A 20,078-nucleotide genomic window follows, 5' to 3' on the forward strand; every position below is an offset into this window, starting at 1 on the left:
GTCACTCGCTTCTCAGAGTGACCCGGAGCGTCAATATGGTGTTAGCCGAAGGAAGTTCTGGAAGCAGCCATTGCATTTAAGACGTTCTCAAAATAGCTACATACTTCATCTGCAATTCCCAGAAACTCTTCAACAAGTACATTACTATCCAAGTAACAAGCATACAGATAATCAACTAAAGCGGAGTCAATCTCACAATAGTTTAATAGGGCATTCTTCATCTTAATAATGTCATCTTGCCATACACCTGTATCTTCTAAAACCAAAGAGTATAATGCACGAATTAATCTCTTAGAGTAACCTTTAATATATCTAGTTTTCATTGTGTTATCACTAGCATTAGAAAGTAAACTATGTATACGATCTATTTCCTCCTTGGTCTCTGTATTTAAGTCTAAAATGAACTCTGGAGAAATAATTATCGGTGGTACTTTTTCACCAACGTCATGACCATATATGCAAACACAAATTATCTTTACCCAAAAACCCCACTCATTTGGTTTACTTAATACATCGTCAATCGAGCAAATTATCGTATCAATCTTAGTTACTATTGGATATTCTTCCAAAAGCCTGTCTTTAATATTTGACAATCTTTCGTAATCAATATCTTTGGGATTTACACATACAATAGTAAAGTCTGCATCTGACTTAAAAGGTTTAGCAGTTCCTTTTGGAATCGAGCCACACATATAAATGCTATGAATCTTACCTTTGAATTCGGTAAGTATATTATCTATATACTTATCAACAAAATCCTTATATTCACTTTGTATTTCAATTCTATTTATAACTTTTTCTAATATCATATAGACTCCTCCTAAACTAAGAACTTCTTTCGACTAACGCCTTTTTGCGAACTTCGTAAATTCGTCATGACTTAAGTTATTCGCGAAATCATTCAACTATCCTGCCCGTTAGCTTTAATGAAAAAGCAGCCGGTTGTTTGAGCGGCTGCTTACATGTTTTTATTAAATTAACGTTTCCAGTTAGTTTAATACCTTGGTGTATAAACATGGTCTGTATCTGTATCAATTACGAAATCAATCCCAATCCCTTCTTTGTATGCTTCATGAATTAATTCAAATTCAAATAGTCTGCAAAAGATGGCTGAAATATCATTTATGTTTGTGCAATGACTTTTGGCAATAATGTACATATTTCTTAATTCTATAATTGAACATGTTTTGCCTTTAAGCAGTACATTCTCAAAGTAACCATCAATTTCGATTATCACATCAATCACTGCTGGTTTCTAACCAGCCTATAAGCTCATAGTTTTTTACTTTCATCGGCTGTACTTAGATTCCGAAGTGAATAATCAATTGGTTATTGGCTGAAGCTTTGGCAGCCAAGTCAATTAATACTTCTAATTCACTTTGCATTGTTTCTCGTTTCAACCAATTTCTCGTCTGTTCCCAGTAGCCCTCTTCATTCTCTTCTTCTTTCCAAATAGTATCTCCCCTTAAACTAAAAGTGTCTGGGGCTTCTCCGATTAGTTCAAGCCATTTATCTAATATCTTTATTAGCTTCTCTGCTCCAAGCTTATTAATAACGGTTACGCCATAGTAATTTAACCCTTTGTGACTTACTTTTGTTTCAGGGTTATATGAAGGTAACCAGTTCAAAAAATCCGTCATGTATTGAATAGTCTCATCTAATACTACAGACTTCTCAGCCCATGTATACCGATTATTTCTGTACCATTCATATCTGTTATTCAAATCAAAATCAACGTTAAGAAGAAAAAATTCGTGGGTTAAACTCATACAAATCACCTGGGATGACCCGTGTTAATTTATTGGTTTTACATAAACTATATTAGCACATATCAGAACTAAACTACCCGTTAGTTCAATGAAAAAAGCAGGATACCTTAGCTCCTGCTCATCAATTTGTATTATTCAACTATCGTGTCCCGTTAGCGTAATGAATTTTACCGAATGTCCCGATGCGTTATTATGGTGTTATGTGTGTTCCTACCTTCTAAAGAATATACATAATCTATATGTTTTCTAACAAAACCCTCAACTTTTCTTTTTTGATGTATTTTGAATCCAACACTCTCATACATTTTTTGAGCAGGTATAAAGTCGATATTAGTAGTTACAACAATTTTCCTAACATCATTTTTTATGATTCTATTAACAGCTTCTTGGAGTTGCATTTTACCATAACCATTGCTTTTTTGTTTTGTAGCAATACAATTATGTCCGATTTCCACATAATCAGGTACATTTCTTGGGTCCCATGAAACAAAACCAATTGCTTCATCGTTTAATGTAGTAATAAACCCACTTTCATCTGCAATCTGTAAATTATCAAAGAAGAAATTATCAAATTCCTGCCAATCTGAACTACAATTTTGTTCATATCTGCAATCAAATAAATAAGCATCTGTCAATTCAAAGATTAACCCACGGTTAAAATCACTTACTTTTCTAAATTTTATACTCATACATTAATCTCCTTTTCTTTGCTTAGATGTAAATTTCAATTTCTTGTCAATATATTTTCGAAATATTTTAGCTTGTATGTCGTATAACGTTTATTACACGATACCGAGTGGCTTAAAGTGATGTAAAAAGATAAGTGAAGGCATAACGTTATATTCACGGAGTTCGTAAATTACTCCATCTCAAAAAGAATTCGAGAAACGATTGAACTATCCTGCCTGTTAGCTTAATAAAAGAGCAGAATACCGAAGCACCTGCTTATCAATGTAATGTATTATTCAACTATCGTTTCCCGATAGTTGAATGCTCAAAAAAAGGGTTCTTTTTCAAATAAAAGACGGTCAATTTCTCGCTGGTTCAGTTTCTCCTTTAGCTCAGGTAAAGTGACATCGCGGAATTGTTTTTGTTCCTCTTGTTGTCTCATACCAGCGTATAGGTGGCTTTTGTATAGCTAAAACCAAGCCGTTCAGCATTCTAGGGATTCCTTTTAGGGTATATTTCTCGCCGAACTCGCGAAGGACCCATGCACGAACGTCCAAGTGCATTTCGCTTCGAATCTAGCATCCACCGTTCTTTGCTTGGCAATGGTCTCCTTCAGCCGTTCTTCTTGTTCGTCAGAAAGTTTTCGGATTCCTCCAGGATACACACCAAATTCAAGGCCTGAAGTCCCAGCTTGCGTTAAGCGTTCCAAATACCCGCTGAGGGCAGGAAATAATTTGTCCAAAATGTCTACAATTTCGGTTAACGCACGTCTTTCCAAATGCCACCGGAAATACATAGAGAAGAATTGGAGATTTAATGCATAAGGAAATTAATATTATCGTAAAATGATGTTCACATGTACTTTAAAAGGTATTATTATAAAATTAGGAAAATAGAACATTTTATAGTGGGATCTTTTCCTTTACGAACCTTATCGATTCGTTCAACATTTTTGTGAATATAATGTTTTAAAGTAGGACATATTTACTGGTAAAGAAAGGTTGGGGATAGTATGTTTAAAAAAATAGGCTTAATAGCCTTTGCAGTGACTATTATTTCAGGAGTGGTGTTAATATCCAATTCAAAAGCAGACACCTATCCAGAAATGGTAACCGTAAATAAGACAGATGAACATCCTGTTAACACTAATTTTTCAACAAATAACGTGGAATCCGTAGAATCTGTAAAAGAATCCGTAGAATCAAAAATCGCAAAAGGGTATTATAGTCAACTATATACACCTCATGGCATGTTCTTGCGAGCAGATAAACAAAGTATCTTTAAGGAATCGGAGATAGCAAGAAATTTAGATCAAATCGGACCTAATACGAATCAACTAATTTTTGAAGGCAAGTTTTTTTTAAAAGTAGATGAATCAACATTTTCGAAATTTTATCCCAATTCGTTACTCATAAATGAAACAAATGAAAACCCGACTGATGCTCATATTCCAACAAGTTCATCAAAATAGCAAGTCATAAAGAAGGAGCCGTTGTTTTTCGACAATGGCTCCTTCTTCGCTTTCATGTTTTACTTAATTATTGATAGATCCATAACCACTAACATCCGTATTCCCAATATTTTATATTTGCGTCTCTCTTCCCTTATAAAATATTTTCAAGTTCAATATATATAGCTATATTTAAAAGCTCCGTTTCAGTCACGTCCATATCTATTTTCCTACGTTAATCTGCCCGTTAGCTTAGTACTGTTTCTCAAATAAACCTCCGGGGATTAGCCGATATTAATCTTGTCTTTATATTTCTCTGCCCATTCTTTAAACGGGGTTAATTTAAGATTATAAGTTTTTAACGAATCAATATCTACATTATAACCAGCTACGTTATTCCATTGCTCACTTCGTACAGATAATGGATGAATCCCTTGCTCTAATGCTTCCTCAATACTAAGTGTTGTGATTTTAAGCTCTTTTCCTGTTACCTCCGAGATGATCTCGGCAATTTCTTTATATGACAGCGATTCGGCAGCTAATTCAATATTATGTTTATTGAATTTTTCAGGATTTGCAAAGGCTGCACAAACAAAAGAAGCAATATCTTCAACTGCAATGTGATCTATACGTGTATCCGCAAACGTAACCGTTTTTATTTCCCCTTGTTTTAAAAGTGGATACATTAACTCAGGTTTTTCAGTGAAATTTTCCATAATATGTGCTGGTTTCACGATAGTCCATAAAGGAAAGCCTGCTGAACGAACAGCTTCCTCTATATCCCACTTATCTGTCCAATATTTTTCAAACCAATAACCTGTTCCCCATTCCGGGAATTCCGTATATCTGCTTGTGGCTGCAACGGAAGTATGCACAAATTGTTCTACGCCACTTTTTATTGCACTTTGAATTAATGCAAAATCCTGTTTTCTCTCTCTATCTGTTTCATTGGTATCCACGCCAGAGATAGGCACAGAAAAAACAGCATCGACATTTTTCATAGCATTTTCCAAAGAGGTTGGGTCATCGAAGTTACCTACTACAGCCTCTGCCCCTTTTTGAATAAGTGCCTGGGCTTTAGTAGAATTTTTATCTCTAACTAAAATACGGACTTTAAATCCCTGCTTTAATGCTTCCCGTGCCACAGATCCCCCTTGTAAACCAGTTGCACCTGTGACTAATATTACTTTTTGCTTATTATTCATTTGAAAAACTCCTTTGTTGCGAAAATTTATTGATGTAGTAATAAGCATAGGATAGTATATAATGTGATTAAAAAACAGTATGCACTTATTAGTGAGTTACTATCCAAAAGGAGAGTATTAGAATGAACGAGAGCAATGAAAATTTCAATGGATTGGAATCCTTTGAATATACCCTCTCCATTATGAGTGGAAAATGGAAGATGTTAATTATTTTCTTTTTAGGACGAGATAAAGTGATGCGATACAATGAACTAAAAAGATCCATTAATGGGATTACACATAAAATGTTAAGCAAGCAACTGAAAGAATTAGAAAAAGAACAATTAATAATACGTCAGGAATATTCTCAAATCCCACCAAAAGTTGAATATTCTTTAAGCGATAAAGGGGTATCTTTGCTTCCTATAACAAAAACTATGTGTGACTGGGGGAAAGAACATACGCAACAGGGTTAATTCCTGATTACACTAACCTGCCCGTTAGTTGAACATAGGCAGCCGATCCATTGACCGACTGCCTGTGTGTCGTTATTGAGTTATCGTTTCACGTTAGCGTAAAGTTAAGGTAATGAATCGACATGTGATTCGACTTCAAAAATAAATTCTTCGAGGTTATCGCAGTCAAACCAACCACTTTTTTCATTAATTTCATATAGCCCTTGAAAACCAGGATAGGCAATTAATTCTATCCACCCGGCTCTCGAAATCATCAGCAGTTCGATCCATTTCTTATTTAATAGCCATAGTAGTTTTAGTCCTACTGCTCATTTTTTTAAATAGTAAGATGGCAAGAAGTAAAGCTATGCATACAGCGGCAAAACCCAGCCAATTCAAATATAGGACAGATGTACGACTGATAACTAACCCGCCTAATCCAGATCCCAGTGCAAAGCCAAATTGGATGAACGAAGTATTTACACTAAGAGCAATGTCCGGATTTCTAGGCGCCAGAGTAACCAGATATAGTTGCTGGGCCGGGGAAATACTCCACGTTGCTAACATAAAAATCATTAATACCAAGATTAAAACCAAGAGATTGACTCCAGCTAGAGCGAATAAAAGCAGAGTCGCCCCTTGTAACAGGAGCCCGAGACAAATGGTAAATTTAGATCCCTTTGCATCTGCCAATTGTCCGCCCAGCCTTGATCCGACAAAGCTGCAAATGCCAGCTAGGAACAGAACACCGCTGATTTCGGTCATGGAAAGGGAGGACGTGGCTTGCAAGAAAGGCGTAATATAAGTAAACAATGTAGAATAGCCGCCGACATAAAATAGCGTAATAACCAAGGCCATCAGAATGGTTGGATTTTTTAAAATAGAAAGCTGCATTCTAAGAGTAACCTTCTCCTCTTCTTTGATTGCCGGAACCTTTTTATAGATGATAAGTAGTGGAAGAATGCTTAATAATCCGATTAAAACAAATAGCACTCTCCATCCAAACATCTCACTAAAAAATGTGCCCACAGGAACACCAAGCACTAGTGAACTGCTAAGCCCCATCAAAATGATACCGATGGCATTGCCCCTTTTTTCTTTTTCAACGAGTCGGGTCGCTATTGCCATGGCTACAACGGTAGCGATTCCTCCGCTAGCCCCTTGGATAATACGTATCCATAGTACTGTCTCATAAGCAAGATCTACAAACATAAGTCCGTTGCTGGCAATAAACACACCTAGGGTGGTCATTAGTAGTTTCTTGCGATCTGCATTGATCGTTAATGCAATCAAAACAGGAGCGACAATGGCTGCAGAGAGGGCAAACACAGTCACCAATAATCCAACTTCAGAAGTAGATACTCCCAAGTCCACAGCGATCATCTCAATAACTCCCGTAATAATATATTCAATGGTTCCAATCAGAAAAACAGCCAGTGCCAGAATATAAATGATCCGTTTATTTTTCAATTTCCCCCACTCCACCTTCTTCAGTTATCTATTTATAATGGGAATTTGTATTTCTATGAATTGTGCATCTCGTTCTGGAGTTAACGGTAAATACAACTCCCTGCCCGGTTCGTTCTCCTTGATCTGATAGTTGTTTTTCTCAATCCATTTCGCTAAATGAACACAGGCCGCACAATCAAAATTAGTATTTGAATGAAAAGCCATTGTGGCCATCATCGGTTCAGGAGGAAGAGTCCGTAGCTGAAACGGTTCTGGGAATGATCGCAGCTCACAGGTTAAAAAATACCCGACTTCAAACTCAAACTCATCCTCTTTTCCTTCGACTTCTTTCCACAAAACAACCTGAGGACCTTGAATTAATTGACGATTTTCCGTCGTTATAAACTGATCAAATTGACGAAGCAAATCCGGAATGTCCTCTTCTTTCCCGCATGCTTTCTGATAAAGAAACAATTGAGCAGCCTCTGCCTTGACTCTGATTTCTTGACCCGTTTCGAATTGCCCCTCTTTTTCTATAAGCTGCATACGCTCCTCAATCCTGACGAGTTTAGCTTGTTCCGTATCGATGATATGCTGGATTTCGCTTCTTTTCAGCTTAAACATGCCTTGAATATTTTCTAATGAAATATTTTCCTGAAGCAGCTGTTTAATTTGGGGCAATGTAAAACCCAATTCCTTATAGATTAAAATTCGGTTGAGCTCTAGAAGCTGATCTGCGGAATAGTAACGGTAGCACGTATCCTGATCCACTTTTTTCGGCCTAAGTATGCCAATCTGGTCGTAATAACGCAGTGTTTTTAAGGACACCTTGCTTAGCCTAGAAAATGCACTGATTTTGAACAAAATATCATCTCCAATCTATAACATAATGTGAGTATACAGCTTCCCGTGCAGGGGAAAGTCAAGGATGCCTTTATTTATTTAAGAAATTACTCTTAGATGAACAAAAGCAGCTGATCGTGTTGATCGGCTGCCTTCTTGTTTATATTATGCTTCTTTCCAATGTTTAATTGGTGCGTAATAAGCCAATAAACGTTTTCACCTTTGCCCATCCTTAAATTATCGCACGGAGTAGCTAGGTTGGGCTATAGGTAGCTAATTCCGCGCACGGTGTAGATAGCTTGAGCTATAGACGGCTAGTTTAAGCACTGGGTAGCACGTTTAGGAGCAAATTTGGCAGGCGGCGTTCTTTTCACCAACTGTTCGGACTCAGTTGCTCTTATTTCCATAATTCAGCTCGTTTTGCCACACTATCGGACTCAGTTGCAGCTATTCGCTCAAATGTACTTCTTTTCTATGCAAATCAAGGGCAATAAGAGCTATACAGTCCGAAACCTTCGCAATATGAACCCATATGCTGGAATAGCTGCAATACGGTCCGATACGATCAAGATCGAGCAAAAGGCAGCTAGTTTCGAGACATAGGCGGCTAGTTTGAGCAACAGGTAACAAATTCTGCGCACGGTGCAGCTAGGTTGGGCTATAGGTAGCTAATTCCGCGCACGGTGTAGATAGCTTGAGCCATAGACGGCTAGTTTAAGCACTGGGTAGCACGTTTAGGAGCAAATTTGGCAGGCGGCGTTCTTTTCACCAACTGTTCGGACTCAGTTGCTCTTATTTCCATAATTCAGCTCGTTTTGCCACACTATCGGACTCAGTTGCAGCTATTCGCTCAAATGTACTTCTTTTCTATGCAAATCAAGGGCAATAAGAGCTATACTGGACCTCTGTCAAGAAAGTGGACAGTTACGCAACAGACATTCTAGTCAATTGCTCAGCAAAACGAACTGGAGAAAGATACCCCAGCGCGCCATGCATTCGCTTGCGGTTATAATAAAACTCAATATATTGAAAAAGTGTCTGGTAGGCTTGCTCCTTAGTTTTGAATCGTGGATTACAATAAATGAGCTCCTTTTTCAAAATGCTGTGCCACGACTCGATACAGGCGTTATCATAACAGTTACCTCTGCGGCTCATGCTGGACTCCATGCCATACGCTTTCAACTGCTGCCTGTATTCATGAGAAGTATATTGAGAACCTCTATCGGAGTGATGTAATAGACCCTTTTCCGGTTGTTTAGCTTCGTAAGCATCTTGTAAGGCGCCCGAAATTAAGCTAGTTTCCATATGGTTCTCCAAGCGCCACCCCACGATTTCGCGCGTGCAAAGGTCCATTACACTAGCCAGGTACAAGCGCCCTCCCCGGCAAGGAATGTACGTAATGTCGGTAACCCATACTGAATTGGGTTTGAGTATTTTAAATTGCTGGTTCAGCGTATTCGGGGCAATCGGATGGTCATGATTGGAGTCAGTGGTCTGTACGCGATACGTTTTGGAGACAATGGAGCGAAGCTTCATATGTCGCATGTACACACTCACCGTGCGTTCGGTAACGGTATAACCTTCTTGATGTAACAGGCGGGTGATCTTCGGACTCCCATACCGCTTTTGATGGTCTGCAAAATGATACTGAATTCGCTTCATTATCGCAGCCTTACGAAGCATATGCGTACTGGTTTTTTCTGTCCGCCACTTGTAGTACCCGCTCCGTGACACATGTAGGGTCATGCACATCTTCTCCAAGAGAAACTCGGAGCGATGTTTTTCAATAAACTGGAATCTCAGTTCCTTGGTTTGCTGAAGATGTGCACTGCTTTTTTTACGATCGCTAATTCCTCTTCCACATCAGCAATCTTGTTATCTTTTTCTTGAAGTTGTCGGCTCATTTCTTTCAACTGTGCCTCGAGTTCCCGTACTCGATCCACGCTAGCTGCCGGTTCATTCTTTAGTTCTCGATACTGGCTCATCCATTGATGCAGGGTACTTTTTGGGATGTTGAGCTCTTCCGCCAAGTCGCCCACTGTCTTTGTTTGCTCTTGAATGAACTGCACTGTCTGTTTTTTAAATTCTTCGTTATACCGTTGTCGATGTTCTCCCATGTGAACACACCTCCGTGGACTCATTATCGCCAGTCTGTTAACTACTGTCCACTTTTTATTCTAGCTTCATACAGTCCGAAACCTTCGCAATATGAACCCATATGCTGGAATAGCTGCAATACGGTCCGATACGATCAAGATCGCGCAAAGGGCAGCTAGTTTCGAGACATAGGCGGTTAGTTTGAGCAACCGGTAACAAATTCTGCGCACGGTGCAGCTAGGTTAGGCTATAGGTAGCTAATTCCGCGCACGGTGTAGATAGCTTGAGCCATAGACGGCTAGTTTAAGCACTGGGTAGCACGTTTAGGAGCAAATTTGGCAGGCGGCGTTCTTTTCACCAACTGTTCGGACTCAGTTGCTCTTATTTCCATAATTCAGCTCGTTTTGCCAAACTATCGGACTCAGTTGCAGCTATTCGCTCAAATGTACTTCTTTTCTATGCAAATCAAGTGCAATAAGAGCTATACAGTCCGAAACCTTCGCAATATGAACTCATATGCTGGAATAGCTGCAATACGGTCCGATACGATCAAGATCGAGCAAAAAGCAGCCGACCACGCAGCTGCCTGATCGTGATTCTTGAGCCATCGTTTCCCGTTAATTAAACAAACTACTCCCAGTAAGGAGTCCCACTGAAGAGAAATTCTTCTTTATTTACATATAACTTAAATTCCCGACTTGCTAATTTACTAATATGACTGGGCAACCACTCATTAGAATCAGGCAACCCAAGCCAAAAATTCATTGTTTCAAGTTGGGCCGCCACAAAGAAGCCTTCTAACTGTTGAACATAGTTATGAGGCAGGTCGAATTGTTTTGCGTATGATTCTAGCAACTGGCTTCTGAAAACTGGATGGATATAAGAAAGTGTCCAACCTAAATCGAATAAATAATATCCGAACCCGCAAGCTCCAAAATCAATGGCTCTAGCTTCTTGTTTATGAAACACATAATTACTTGGAATCAAGTCTGCGTGAATTACCCCCCAGTTGCTAGGTGTTCTTTCTATATCGTTCATCATTAAAATTGCACGCTCTCCTGCCAATTGCAGAATTGCCACATCATTTTTATTGAGCTCACCACCGTCAGCAAGCTGTTTGAGCTTTTCTAATGATTGTGAAATTCTAGTATTATCAAAGGATGGTCTAGTAAATGATTGCGGAACCTTCCAAATAGATGATTGTTTATGAAGCTTTCCGATCAATTTGCCTACGTACTCGGCATCATTGACTGTTGGAACAAATTGTTTTTGCTCACCCTCTACCCATTTTACCAATGTACAGTTCATGTCAGCTATCTTAGTAACATATTCACCAATGTTATTTTTTATAGGTGACGGTAACACCAAATCAGTATCATTTATTAATGATTCCAGCCAAATCATTTCTGAATGAATGACTTTTTCCTCAGACCAAATCCTTTCCATCGAATCATTTTTTGATAGATGTATCCGCAAACTATAGCAGTTACTTTCTTCATCTGTCACTTTATAGATAGTGTTTGCATTTTGACCAATATGATCTATTGATTGATAAGTAATTGAATAACAAGTTAATGCTTCTATTGCAACATCATGAGTATTTAACATGTTCTCCTCACTCCCCCTGAAACAACCGAATAAGGACATCGTACCATGACTTTTTCTAATAGTTCGGGAGAGAACTCTTATATTTATATTTTATCCACCACCTAGTTTATTAAGGTAACTTGCCCGTTAGTTGAATAAAGGCAGCCGATCACATTTACTGACGGGCTGCCTTTATCGTGTTTATTGAACTAGCGTATGATGTTAGCTTAACGCCATTGCCTATGCATCACCAATCTCCGATATACGTGTCTACTTTACTTTATTTAATAAGTTTGTCACCATTCTGCTCAATGTCCCTTGATCGACGAAAGGAGCAAGGCTTGCCAGCAGATCTGGGCTAAGATGTTCAGCTTCGACTCCACTAATTAACTTCTCGAGATTTTCCCTGTCCAGAAAAGGTACGAGGCTAATGATCCGGTTCGCATCAATAGTGCCATCTGCAACCCGGTCTACCAAGCGGCTTAACGTTTCTCTGCTAATAAAGGGTGCCAACCCTTGAACGGAATTCCAGCTCAAGATAACCTCCTCTGCTTGTTGTACCAACCGATCTACATGTTCTTTTTCAAGAAATGGGGCAATTCCAACAAGATTGTGCACTTCTAAGGAACCGTCAATTGATTTATCTACCAGTCGGCTTAATGTGTCGCTGCTGACGAACGGAGCGAGTCCAGTAATGGTATTCCACACAATTTCGCCCTCTTCTGCCTGACGAACCAGTTCATCCAATGTATCTGTTCCAAGGAACGGAGCCAGCCGCATGATCACGTCTAACTTAAGGACGCTGCTGTCTAATCGTTCTGTAACCTTATGCAGAGCACTCGCTTTTACAAACGGCGCTACTTCTACAAGCTCTTCCACCTCCACCTCACCGGTATTGACCATCTCTGCAACTTGGTCCGGCCTGTTCTCTGCGATATCCTCAACGATCGTTCCTAGGTGCGGGTGCTCCCGATTTTCTGCGTTGTCTCCTGCATTTAAAATGTCGTCTACCGTTTTGCCGAATAACCTCGCAAACTGCGGAAGCGTTCCGATATCCGGTAGCGAGTCGCCCCGTTCCCATTTCGATACCGCTTGATGACTTACATTCAGTTGGTCGGCAAGTTCTAATTGGGTCAAATCCTGGTCTTTGCGAAGCTTCGAAATATAAGCTCCAATTTTACGCAAGTCGAGCATTGTATACCTCCAATAAAACAAAATGTACAGTGCGCACTGTCGAAAACAGCATAGCATTTCCTCAAACGCAATCCTATCAAGCGGTGGTTGAATTTTCACAGGCGCTTTATTCAACTGCCGGTAGAATTGTCCACTTTTGTCACTTTCATTTATAGGTTTTTTTCTACAAATCATTTCCATTATTTTACCCGCTAGTTGAATTACACCCAGGCCTTTGGTCACTACCGAAGTCTTAAATACGTTGCTCTCTCGTCCAATTAATGCAGAAACCCTGAGGCTCATCAGCGCTCATCGTTTATACATAATATAATCATCACTCTAACTCATCGCTGTTAACAACACGGCAATCGTATTAAACACACCGTGAACGATCATACCAGGCACGACCGATCCCGTACGTTCATAGGTCCATGCAAGGACAACTCCACTAATAAAATTCACGGGCATAGCATTCATAGTGGGAAAATGTGCAAGCGTAAAGATTAGCGAACTAATCACAATCGCCCAGCTCATACTAACACGAGTCCGTAACCAACGATATATAAATCCACGGTAAAATATCTCCTCATAAAATGGTGACACGATCCCTGCCGACACAATACCAATAATCATAGTAAATAGAGTGACATTTTGCTTCAGACTCTCTGTTTTGCTATTGTCCACCGTATTCCCAAGAAAACTCGTGAGATAGAGAGTCGCCATACTCAATACGATAAGAATAAGTGTCCACAGCGCAATTCTCCACCAATCTTTCGCAGAAAATCTCTTTACTCCTACCTCAGTCCAAGGCATTTTCTTCGGTCGTAAAGCAATAAAATATAACCCTAACAAAAGTACAATTGCTATGGTAAGCCCTGTAAGAGTTCCTGAATAAAGAGTATTCCCCAGCCATTGCTCATACATTGACTGTACCGCATATTTGATAACGAATATAACAAATACAAACTCAAGCGCAAGTAAAGCAATAAACTCACGCCATGTCCACTGATCCATCTTCTTCCACATTTCCGTGCTGGTCATCCTTAATCCCTCAATCCTCTGTGATATAATTTAATGATAATAGGTGACGTTACGTCACCTGCAAGCATTATTTTTGGGAGGAAAAAGAACCATGAATAGATGGACAACAGGACAAATATCCAAACAGCGGAACATTTCGGTTCGAACCCTACGTTATTACGATCAGATCGGTCTACTTACACCGAGTTATAAGGAAGATAACGGCCGCCGTTATTATTCAGAAGAAGATTTATTCACTCTCGAAAAGATAACGTTGCTTAAATCACTATCACTACCGCTTGAAGACATTCAAAATGTAATGGACAAGCTATCCTTTCGTCATATTCTAATCGCACATCATAATCATCTTCAGGAGCAGCTTGCTTCTCTTCAGGGCAGTATTGCAAATACTACTTCTTTGATCAACATGATTGATCTAGAAGGTACACTCTCCTGGGATCGGGTTTCTCATCTGGTCCAGAACGTACAACCCATTTCTAAACAATGGATCGATTACTTTAATGATGACGAAAGTGCCTTTCTACAAAATGTACTACCCAATCTCAGCAGTAATGACCAGACCACTCAGCAATATGCCTCTTTACTGCGCCGGATTGAGTGGTGCATACAACAATCTGTTCCACCTGAATCTGATGAAGGTTATTCCATTGCCTGCGAGTTAATAAAGCTATCACACGAAACCTTTAATGGAGACGAGGAATTGATGGAGAAGTTTTGGGAAGTGAGGAAGCTCCCTACATCAGAGTCAGGACTATATCCCGTTTCCGACGAAGCGCTGAACTTTGTGGAGCTTAGCATTGCTCACGCTCTAGAAAAAGAGACGGAACAGAAATAGGAGATTTCATCATATTGATAGATTTTTTTATACACCAGGCCGCGGTTTATCATAACTCGCTGGAGAACTTTTTTTATTTCCTATAGCCATTTGAACGATAATCTGAAGCACGATGATTACAGCCAATCCATAAAATGCTTGAACAAAGCTGCCCGTTGCATCGTGCAGCCAGCCAATGGCTAGCGGCCCAAGCGCTCCGAGAATGTAGCCACCAGATTGGGTCATTGCGGACCAGCTACTGGCTTCTTGAGCACTGCTTGTTTCATCAATGGGCAACATCAGTGCAATCGGGAACAGACCACCCGCTCCAATACCGAGCGGAATCGCCGCGAGCCAGGGGCTAACGGTTAGGTTCAGCATCAGGACACCCATCAACTCCAATAATGCACACCCGACAAGCCAGAATACACGTCTTTGGTAACGATGTACAAGCATGGGAATGAACAACGTAGAGGGCAGCGATATCAATGTAAATAAAGTTTGGATTTTGCCGGCCGTCTCTTGACTATACCCCTGGCTTTGGATTGCTGGTGCAAGCCAAGCGGTCAATGAATAGAAGATCGCTGCCATCAGCCCGAAGAATAATGTCAGCACCCAGGCACGTTTGTTGTTCACCGGAAGTGGTGCATTAAGTACACTGGAGATTTTACCGGATTGTCGATCTGCGTGCGCAGACCAGGCTAATCTCAACCATATCGGCAATGCAATGGCTGCGAGTAATGCCCATACAGCCAACGAGCCTCTCCACGAACCACCCAGCGTATGCTGTAGCGGAACCGATAGTCCCACACTAATGCTGGCCCCCATCACCATCGCTGTAGAGTAAATACCCACCATGGATGCCACTCGGTCAGGGAAGTACTGCTTGATGAAGCTGGACAACAGCGGCCCTGCCAATGCAATCCCTACACCGGACAGAAAAGAAGTGAACATCATCAAAGGAGTTGTACCAACAAACCATCGTAATCCCGTACCTAACCCAATGAGGATTAAAGCCAGAACAATTGCACCCTCATTTCCCCACCTTCTGCTTAATCGTACGGAAAACGGAGCAAATATACCCATACATAATACCGGAAGTGTGGTTAACAGACTGGCGGTAATCCCGCTTATACCCAGATCACTCTGAATGGTGCTCATGAGAGGAGAAATGGATGTAATGGGTGGCCGTAAATTCAGTGAAGCCAGAATAAGCGCCAAGACGATATAAAAAAGTTTCATTATGAATCACCTCATGGTAGTAGTATCGATGCATTCACCCATGATCCTATTTGTTAATAACAGATCTTTGGATGGTGCACGATTAAGTATAGAATCATTAGAATGATTGAACAATACTATAGTTTCTATTAAAATGATTACAAAAACCAATGATTAGAGGTCATTCATATGGAGATTCGTCAGATGGAAAACTTCATTGCTGTGTGTGAGGAGCTTCATTTTACACGAGCAGCTGAGAAGCTTGGCATATCTCAGCCTACGTTGAGTCAACAAATACGCGCGCTCGAGGATGAACTCGGAGTTCCCTTATTTGACCGAGTCGGCAAAAAGATTGTGATGACTCAGGCCGGAAATCTCTTTCTGGAGCACTGTGTACAGATGATTCGGCATTTACAGAATACCCAGGATGCGTTAGCTGAATTACGCAATGATCAACGAGGGCGGTTGGTAATTGGTGTTCTCCCTTCCGATCTGGACTATCGGCTCACCCCATTACTCGTGAATTTTCATACGCGATTCCCTAAGGTGCAGCTGAAGGTTATCTCTTCGATCTACGTCTTGAATCAAGTACTGGATAATGAAGTAGACATCGGGATCGAGATCATTTCCGCTCCTGATGACCGGCTTGTACGCATTCCTTTGTGCAGTGAAGAATATGTACTTGTCGTTTCCGAGAAACATGATTGGGCTGAACGAAGCACAATTGGAATCCATGAACTGCGTAATATCCAAACTGTAATGTTCCCCGAAGGATTTACAGGCAGAGAATTGGTTGATGGCTATTGCCGTAAATATGGCTTCAGCTTAAATACGATCATGGAGACCAGTTCGGCAACTTCCATTATTAGCTTGGTTAAAGCCAACGTCGGAGGAACATTGCTGCCTTATCCTCTGATCCAAGCGATGAATGAACCAACACTACACTGCATCCGAATTACAGACGATCCGCCATATCGTCACTTTGAGATCATTCATCGTTCCGACCGTTTTCTGACAAAATCGGCCAAGGCATTTATTGAGAAAACTATCGAGTATTTCAATTAAAGGTGAGTTGCGAAAGAGATCGCTTCTGCTGCCAGAAGTAGAGTATAGTAGGAATAGTTGAAAATATATTAGGAGGCTACAGCCATGTCACAGGAGATTTGGATTAACCTGCCAGTCAAAGATGTTGAGAGGTCAACTGCCTTTTTCAATGAGATTGGATTCCAAGCGGTGAGTGTTGGTAACGAGAGAGCCAAGCTTGTTATAGGCCAAACAACAATTCTGCTGTTTCCGGATGCGGCGTTTGAGAAATTCACAGGTTCAAAGACCGCAGATACTTCCCATAGCGCTGAAGTAATATTCTCCATTGGTGCTGAAAGCAGAGAAGAAGTAGATGCCTTTATCCAAAAAGCAGAGTCTGCCGGAGGAAACATCTTTGGCAAGCCAAGTGAAACTGACGGCTGGATGTACGGCGCAGGATTTGCCGACCTGGACGGTCACCGCTGGAATCTGCTGTATATGGATGAGAGCAAAATGCCAAAACGCTAATATAAAAACGCAGGTCACCTGCATATTTGAACTAACCTTCCGTTAGCTAAACAAAGGCAGCCACTCCATTGACTGGCTGCCTTTGTGTCGTAATTGAGTTTTTTAGGAGTGAAATTTGAAGCGAAAAGCCAACACCGACAAATCCAAGATATGGTGTAAAAATTTTGCTTATACGTTGATGAAAAGAGCTGGGAACGGAATGAATAAAGAAAATAGGGACTTCGCTGAACGAGTTCGATGATTTAGCTGGTCAACTGTACCTGAACATTGAATCAAAGTGGACTATATTTGATTCAGTTCCCTCTCAATACCCTAGTAATGAAAGTCAAATAATAAAGCTGAGACGTGAAAAAATTACAGATATAAAATTGGGAGACGTTACTCCACATTTAATTATAAACTTGGAATCAGGAAGCCTATTATTTGTTAATGGTTTTCATGAGAAGTATGAATGTTGGCAGGTGGGAGTAGAATTTGATAATTGGCTGGTTGTTGCATGTCCAATGAATGGAATTGCTACATGGACCTCAAATAAATTTGAATAACAAAAAACACTCCATTGTCAGGAGTGTTTTTTGCTTTATATACTGATATACATTTTGTGGTCAAACTGTACTTTGTATTTGGAAGCATTACGGTGAACCGTATTATATATTCAAATTTCATGGCTACGCGATTACACTTTCGGAGGAAACATACGTTTATGGACCCTCAACCACATGTACCTGCACTGTAAGCTTACTATCTACGGTTGCCAAGATGACATTGTTCAATAAGTGGGGCTGTATTACCGTTTGCAGCCATTCGCGGTTTTTGCCGATTTCGCGTAACAGTGCATGTTCAATGTGGCCATCCACAATAATCGGTTTGGTCAGGTTAAATGGTTGTGTGGCCAACTTCAGATCAGCCGGAGTTACAGGCTGATAAGCCGTATTTACGAAGACAGAAAGAGTACCGCCTGGCTCCCATGAAGCAAAGGCAACCTTCGAGATATCCTCTACGCTCGACTTTCTCAGCTCTGCATACAAAAAATCAATAGGTAACTTTGCCTTCGATAGGTTCCGGTAATTAAGCTTCCCTTCCTGAATAAGAGTAATCGCTGGAGGATCGAAAAATTGTTTTAACAGTGGGATCTTTAAACTGAGCCAGATCGCGACTATGTATAGGATCACGAGCGAAAGAGTCGTAATCATGGAACCCTTCAGGCCAAGTTGCTCGTCCGACAGTGGATGCGCAATAATATTTCCCAGCGTCAGCGCGATGATGAAATCAAGAAACCTAAGCTGCGATATTGAACGCTGACCCATCATTTTGGCAGCAATTATAAGGAATACAAATCCGACAATCGAGCGTAAAATCCACCCTATTGCCGACAATGACTCTTGGCTCTTAAAAAAATCCACGCGCTCTTTTCCTCCGTTATCTTATTTTCCATTAATTAGGTTGCCCTATCTCTACCCAAGACATACAATTCGTAGCAACACTTTATGTAATGTTAGTTTTTTTGTATCAGCGACATTACGCTCTACTGCCCGTTAGTTGAACAAAGGCAGCCGATCCCCTGACCGGCTGCCCCTATGTCATCATTTAGCTATCGCTATTCGACAGTTTAACAATCAAGATTTCTGCACGCCGTGACCACTCTTCTAATGTCTATGTGCAAGAATATTAATAAGTTTGCCAAACGGGTCGCGGACATAGAATCGCCGAACGCCCCAAGGCTCATCAACAGGCCCATATTCTATCGGAAATCCAGCTTTCTTCATGCTTTCAAATGTAGCATCGACATCATCGACTTCAATTGATAGATCAGGCGTAGGCGTTTCTGAGCCACCCTGTGAGGCAAAACTAATCTGAATGCTCATCTCCTCGTCTAAACCATAAGTTCTAATCCAACCATGATCCATCATTAAATCAAGACCGAGCACATCCTCATAGAAGCATTTAGCTGCCGTGATATCCTTCGTGTTTATATTGGCGACGATTCGTTTGACCTTCATTTCAAACCTCCCAGACATAAGTAGATTAATCTTGAATATAGAATACATTCAACATATAACAGTTAATTCTAGCACCGACGTTCCTAACCTTAATTTATCCATAATAAGCTGTGAGGCTCACCGAGCAGAAAACACCCGAAGAGTTGGCATTAAGTCTGGTTACGAAATCTCCGTACTAACCATCTCAACACAAGAAGCACCACGATTCCGCAAATGGTATAACTGATTGGGCGAATAAATTGCTCCACGATACCCCAGTTGTCACCTAAGCGGTATCCCAGATAGATCAAAGCTAAGTTCCACGGGATACAGCCGAGTGCTGTAAATGTTATGAATCTCCAAGCTTTCATTCCAGCAATCCCTGCGGGCAGTGAGATAAAAGTACGAATAAAGGGCAACATACGAGTAAAAAATACGGTACTCTCGCCATAACGCCCGAACCAACGCTCCGATTGCTCCAAATGATGCTCATTCAGGAGAATATATTTTCCGTATTTCTCTAATAACCGGCGTCCACCAGCCTTACCAATATAATAGGCAATGATGGAACCCAGTAGGTTTCCGAATATCCCAGCAACAGCAACTTCCATAAAAGTAAGCGAACCTTGCGCAATCAGCCAGCCACCGCTGAGCATAATCACTTCGCTGGGAATGGGAATACAGGCACTCTCTAGAATCATCCCTAACCATATGCCCCAAATGCCCATAGAATTAACAAGGTGAAGCGCGGATTCAGATATCCACGCAAATAGTTGATGCATGAGTGTTCACTCCG

21 protein-coding genes are annotated in these 20,078 nt (G+C 40.6%); 5 read left to right on the top strand and 16 right to left on the bottom strand.

Features of this window, described 5'->3' with window-relative positions:
* Positions 1–41 precede the first annotated feature (41 nt).
* The 4 genes from NSS82_RS24110 to NSS82_RS24125 form a co-directional block, all read right to left on the bottom strand.
* Positions 42–809, bottom strand: a complete 768-nt coding sequence (locus tag NSS82_RS24110; RefSeq protein ID WP_076104334.1) for a nucleotidyltransferase domain-containing protein — start codon at positions 807–809, stop codon at positions 42–44.
* Positions 810–1,301: 492 nt separating this feature from the next.
* Positions 1,302–1,769 (bottom strand): hypothetical protein, encoded by a 468-nt coding sequence (locus NSS82_RS24115; protein ID WP_076273043.1) that lies wholly within the window; start codon positions 1,767–1,769, stop codon positions 1,302–1,304.
* Between the two features lie 167 nt (positions 1,770–1,936).
* Positions 1,937–2,458 (bottom strand): GNAT family N-acetyltransferase, encoded by a 522-nt coding sequence (locus NSS82_RS24120; RefSeq protein WP_076273044.1) that lies wholly within the window; start codon positions 2,456–2,458, stop codon positions 1,937–1,939.
* 485 nt (positions 2,459–2,943) lie between these two features.
* Positions 2,944–3,180 carry a hypothetical protein gene (locus tag NSS82_RS24125; RefSeq protein ID WP_143759012.1) on the bottom strand — a complete coding sequence of 79 codons (237 nt, stop codon included), beginning with the start codon at positions 3,178–3,180 and terminating at the stop codon, positions 2,944–2,946.
* A 270-nt stretch (positions 3,181–3,450) separates the two neighbouring features.
* Between NSS82_RS24125 and NSS82_RS24130 the strand changes: the two genes are divergently transcribed.
* Positions 3,451–3,909, top strand: a complete 459-nt coding sequence (locus tag NSS82_RS24130; protein WP_076273046.1) for a hypothetical protein — start codon at positions 3,451–3,453, stop codon at positions 3,907–3,909.
* A gap of 263 nt (positions 3,910–4,172) precedes the next feature.
* On the opposite strand, the gene NSS82_RS24135 is transcribed toward NSS82_RS24130, so the two are convergent.
* The gene (locus tag NSS82_RS24135; RefSeq protein WP_076273047.1) at positions 4,173–5,093 is read right to left on the bottom strand and encodes an NmrA/HSCARG family protein; all 921 of its coding nucleotides are present in this window, start codon (positions 5,091–5,093) and stop codon (positions 4,173–4,175) included.
* 122 nt (positions 5,094–5,215) lie between these two features.
* Between NSS82_RS24135 and NSS82_RS24140 the strand changes: the two genes are divergently transcribed.
* The gene (locus tag NSS82_RS24140) at positions 5,216–5,548 is read left to right on the top strand and encodes a winged helix-turn-helix transcriptional regulator (protein WP_076104327.1); all 333 of its coding nucleotides are present in this window, start codon (positions 5,216–5,218) and stop codon (positions 5,546–5,548) included.
* Positions 5,549–5,821: 273 nt separating this feature from the next.
* On the opposite strand, the gene NSS82_RS24145 is transcribed toward NSS82_RS24140, so the two are convergent.
* The 7 genes from NSS82_RS24145 to NSS82_RS24175 form a co-directional block, all read right to left on the bottom strand.
* Positions 5,822–6,997 carry an MFS transporter gene (locus NSS82_RS24145; RefSeq protein ID WP_076273048.1) on the bottom strand — a complete coding sequence of 392 codons (1,176 nt, stop codon included), beginning with the start codon at positions 6,995–6,997 and terminating at the stop codon, positions 5,822–5,824.
* 24 nt (positions 6,998–7,021) lie between these two features.
* On the bottom strand, positions 7,022–7,840 hold the full coding sequence (locus NSS82_RS24150) for a MerR family transcriptional regulator (protein WP_076273049.1): 819 nt from the start codon (positions 7,838–7,840) through the stop codon (positions 7,022–7,024).
* A gap of 903 nt (positions 7,841–8,743) precedes the next feature.
* A complete protein-coding gene (locus tag NSS82_RS24155) occupies positions 8,744–9,670 on the bottom strand; it encodes an IS3 family transposase (RefSeq protein WP_143767984.1) in 927 nt (308 codons plus the stop codon).
* The gene (locus NSS82_RS24160) at positions 9,619–9,936 is read right to left on the bottom strand and encodes a transposase (RefSeq protein WP_036683594.1); all 318 of its coding nucleotides are present in this window, start codon (positions 9,934–9,936) and stop codon (positions 9,619–9,621) included. Before NSS82_RS24160 ends, NSS82_RS24155 begins: the two co-directional genes overlap by 52 nt.
* A gap of 610 nt (positions 9,937–10,546) precedes the next feature.
* Positions 10,547–11,524: a phosphotransferase enzyme family protein gene (locus tag NSS82_RS24165; protein ID WP_038572637.1), complete on the bottom strand. Its 978-nt coding sequence runs from the start codon at positions 11,522–11,524 to the stop codon at positions 10,547–10,549.
* 249 nt (positions 11,525–11,773) lie between these two features.
* The gene (locus tag NSS82_RS24170; RefSeq protein ID WP_076272178.1) at positions 11,774–12,697 is read right to left on the bottom strand and encodes a helix-turn-helix transcriptional regulator; all 924 of its coding nucleotides are present in this window, start codon (positions 12,695–12,697) and stop codon (positions 11,774–11,776) included.
* Positions 12,698–13,015: 318 nt separating this feature from the next.
* The gene (locus NSS82_RS24175) at positions 13,016–13,717 is read right to left on the bottom strand and encodes a CPBP family intramembrane glutamic endopeptidase (RefSeq protein WP_038572639.1); all 702 of its coding nucleotides are present in this window, start codon (positions 13,715–13,717) and stop codon (positions 13,016–13,018) included.
* 91 nt (positions 13,718–13,808) lie between these two features.
* Here NSS82_RS24175 and NSS82_RS24180 point away from each other — a divergent pair, with 91 nt between their 5' ends.
* On the top strand, positions 13,809–14,552 hold the full coding sequence (locus NSS82_RS24180) for a MerR family transcriptional regulator (protein ID WP_076100532.1): 744 nt from the start codon (positions 13,809–13,811) through the stop codon (positions 14,550–14,552).
* A 27-nt stretch (positions 14,553–14,579) separates the two neighbouring features.
* On the opposite strand, the gene NSS82_RS24185 is transcribed toward NSS82_RS24180, so the two are convergent.
* On the bottom strand, positions 14,580–15,773 hold the full coding sequence (locus NSS82_RS24185) for an MFS transporter (RefSeq protein WP_076272179.1): 1,194 nt from the start codon (positions 15,771–15,773) through the stop codon (positions 14,580–14,582).
* 183 nt (positions 15,774–15,956) lie between these two features.
* Between NSS82_RS24185 and NSS82_RS24190 the strand changes: the two genes are divergently transcribed.
* Both NSS82_RS24190 and NSS82_RS24195 read left to right on the top strand, forming a co-directional pair.
* The gene (locus NSS82_RS24190) at positions 15,957–16,817 is read left to right on the top strand and encodes a LysR family transcriptional regulator (protein WP_256718381.1); all 861 of its coding nucleotides are present in this window, start codon (positions 15,957–15,959) and stop codon (positions 16,815–16,817) included.
* A gap of 84 nt (positions 16,818–16,901) precedes the next feature.
* Entirely contained in the window at positions 16,902–17,303 is a 402-nt protein-coding gene (locus tag NSS82_RS24195) for a VOC family protein (protein ID WP_036683113.1), read from the top strand.
* Between the two features lie 701 nt (positions 17,304–18,004).
* Here NSS82_RS24195 and NSS82_RS24200 read toward each other — a convergent pair.
* The 3 genes from NSS82_RS24200 to NSS82_RS24210 all read right to left on the bottom strand — a co-directional run bounded on the left by NSS82_RS24200 (position 18,005) and on the right by NSS82_RS24210 (position 20,064).
* On the bottom strand, positions 18,005–18,706 hold the full coding sequence (locus NSS82_RS24200) for a DUF421 domain-containing protein (RefSeq protein WP_076272181.1): 702 nt from the start codon (positions 18,704–18,706) through the stop codon (positions 18,005–18,007).
* 243 nt (positions 18,707–18,949) lie between these two features.
* Entirely contained in the window at positions 18,950–19,303 is a 354-nt protein-coding gene (locus tag NSS82_RS24205; RefSeq protein ID WP_036683117.1) for a VOC family protein, read from the bottom strand.
* 149 nt (positions 19,304–19,452) lie between these two features.
* Positions 19,453–20,064: a DedA family protein gene (locus NSS82_RS24210; protein ID WP_076272182.1), complete on the bottom strand. Its 612-nt coding sequence runs from the start codon at positions 20,062–20,064 to the stop codon at positions 19,453–19,455.
* Between the last annotated feature and the right edge of the window lie 14 nt (positions 20,065–20,078).

Source organism: Paenibacillus sp. FSL H7-0735 (assembly GCF_038008505.1).
In the GTDB taxonomy this organism is placed as follows: Bacteria; Bacillota; Bacilli; order Paenibacillales; family Paenibacillaceae; genus Paenibacillus_AQ; species Paenibacillus_AQ odorifer.

What these genes read in the sequence shown, in the direction of transcription:
- NSS82_RS24185 (WP_076272179.1), bottom strand. Translation starts at nt 15,773, where the DNA reads ATGAAACTTTTTTATATCGTCTTGGCGCTTATTCTGGCTTCACTGAAT.
- NSS82_RS24165 (WP_038572637.1), bottom strand. Translation starts at nt 11,524, where the DNA reads ATGTTAAATACTCATGATGTTGCAATAGAAGCATTAACTTGTTATTCA.
- NSS82_RS24135 (WP_076273047.1), bottom strand. Translation starts at nt 5,093, where the DNA reads ATGAATAATAAGCAAAAAGTAATATTAGTCACAGGTGCAACTGGTTTA.
- NSS82_RS24160 (WP_036683594.1), bottom strand. Translation starts at nt 9,936, where the DNA reads ATGGGAGAACATCGACAACGGTATAACGAAGAATTTAAAAAACAGACA.
- NSS82_RS24195 (WP_036683113.1), top strand. Translation starts at nt 16,902, where the DNA reads ATGTCACAGGAGATTTGGATTAACCTGCCAGTCAAAGATGTTGAGAGG.
- NSS82_RS24120 (WP_076273044.1), bottom strand. Translation starts at nt 2,458, where the DNA reads ATGAGTATAAAATTTAGAAAAGTAAGTGATTTTAACCGTGGGTTAATC.
- NSS82_RS24115 (WP_076273043.1), bottom strand. Translation starts at nt 1,769, where the DNA reads ATGAGTTTAACCCACGAATTTTTTCTTCTTAACGTTGATTTTGATTTG.
- NSS82_RS24190 (WP_256718381.1), top strand. Translation starts at nt 15,957, where the DNA reads ATGGAAAACTTCATTGCTGTGTGTGAGGAGCTTCATTTTACACGAGCA.
- NSS82_RS24130 (WP_076273046.1), top strand. Translation starts at nt 3,451, where the DNA reads ATGTTTAAAAAAATAGGCTTAATAGCCTTTGCAGTGACTATTATTTCA.
- NSS82_RS24140 (WP_076104327.1), top strand. Translation starts at nt 5,216, where the DNA reads ATGAACGAGAGCAATGAAAATTTCAATGGATTGGAATCCTTTGAATAT.
- NSS82_RS24110 (WP_076104334.1), bottom strand. Translation starts at nt 809, where the DNA reads ATGATATTAGAAAAAGTTATAAATAGAATTGAAATACAAAGTGAATAT.
- NSS82_RS24175 (WP_038572639.1), bottom strand. Translation starts at nt 13,717, where the DNA reads ATGACCAGCACGGAAATGTGGAAGAAGATGGATCAGTGGACATGGCGT.
- NSS82_RS24210 (WP_076272182.1), bottom strand. Translation starts at nt 20,064, where the DNA reads ATGCATCAACTATTTGCGTGGATATCTGAATCCGCGCTTCACCTTGTT.
- NSS82_RS24180 (WP_076100532.1), top strand. Translation starts at nt 13,809, where the DNA reads ATGAATAGATGGACAACAGGACAAATATCCAAACAGCGGAACATTTCG.
- NSS82_RS24170 (WP_076272178.1), bottom strand. Translation starts at nt 12,697, where the DNA reads ATGCTCGACTTGCGTAAAATTGGAGCTTATATTTCGAAGCTTCGCAAA.
- NSS82_RS24205 (WP_036683117.1), bottom strand. Translation starts at nt 19,303, where the DNA reads ATGAAGGTCAAACGAATCGTCGCCAATATAAACACGAAGGATATCACG.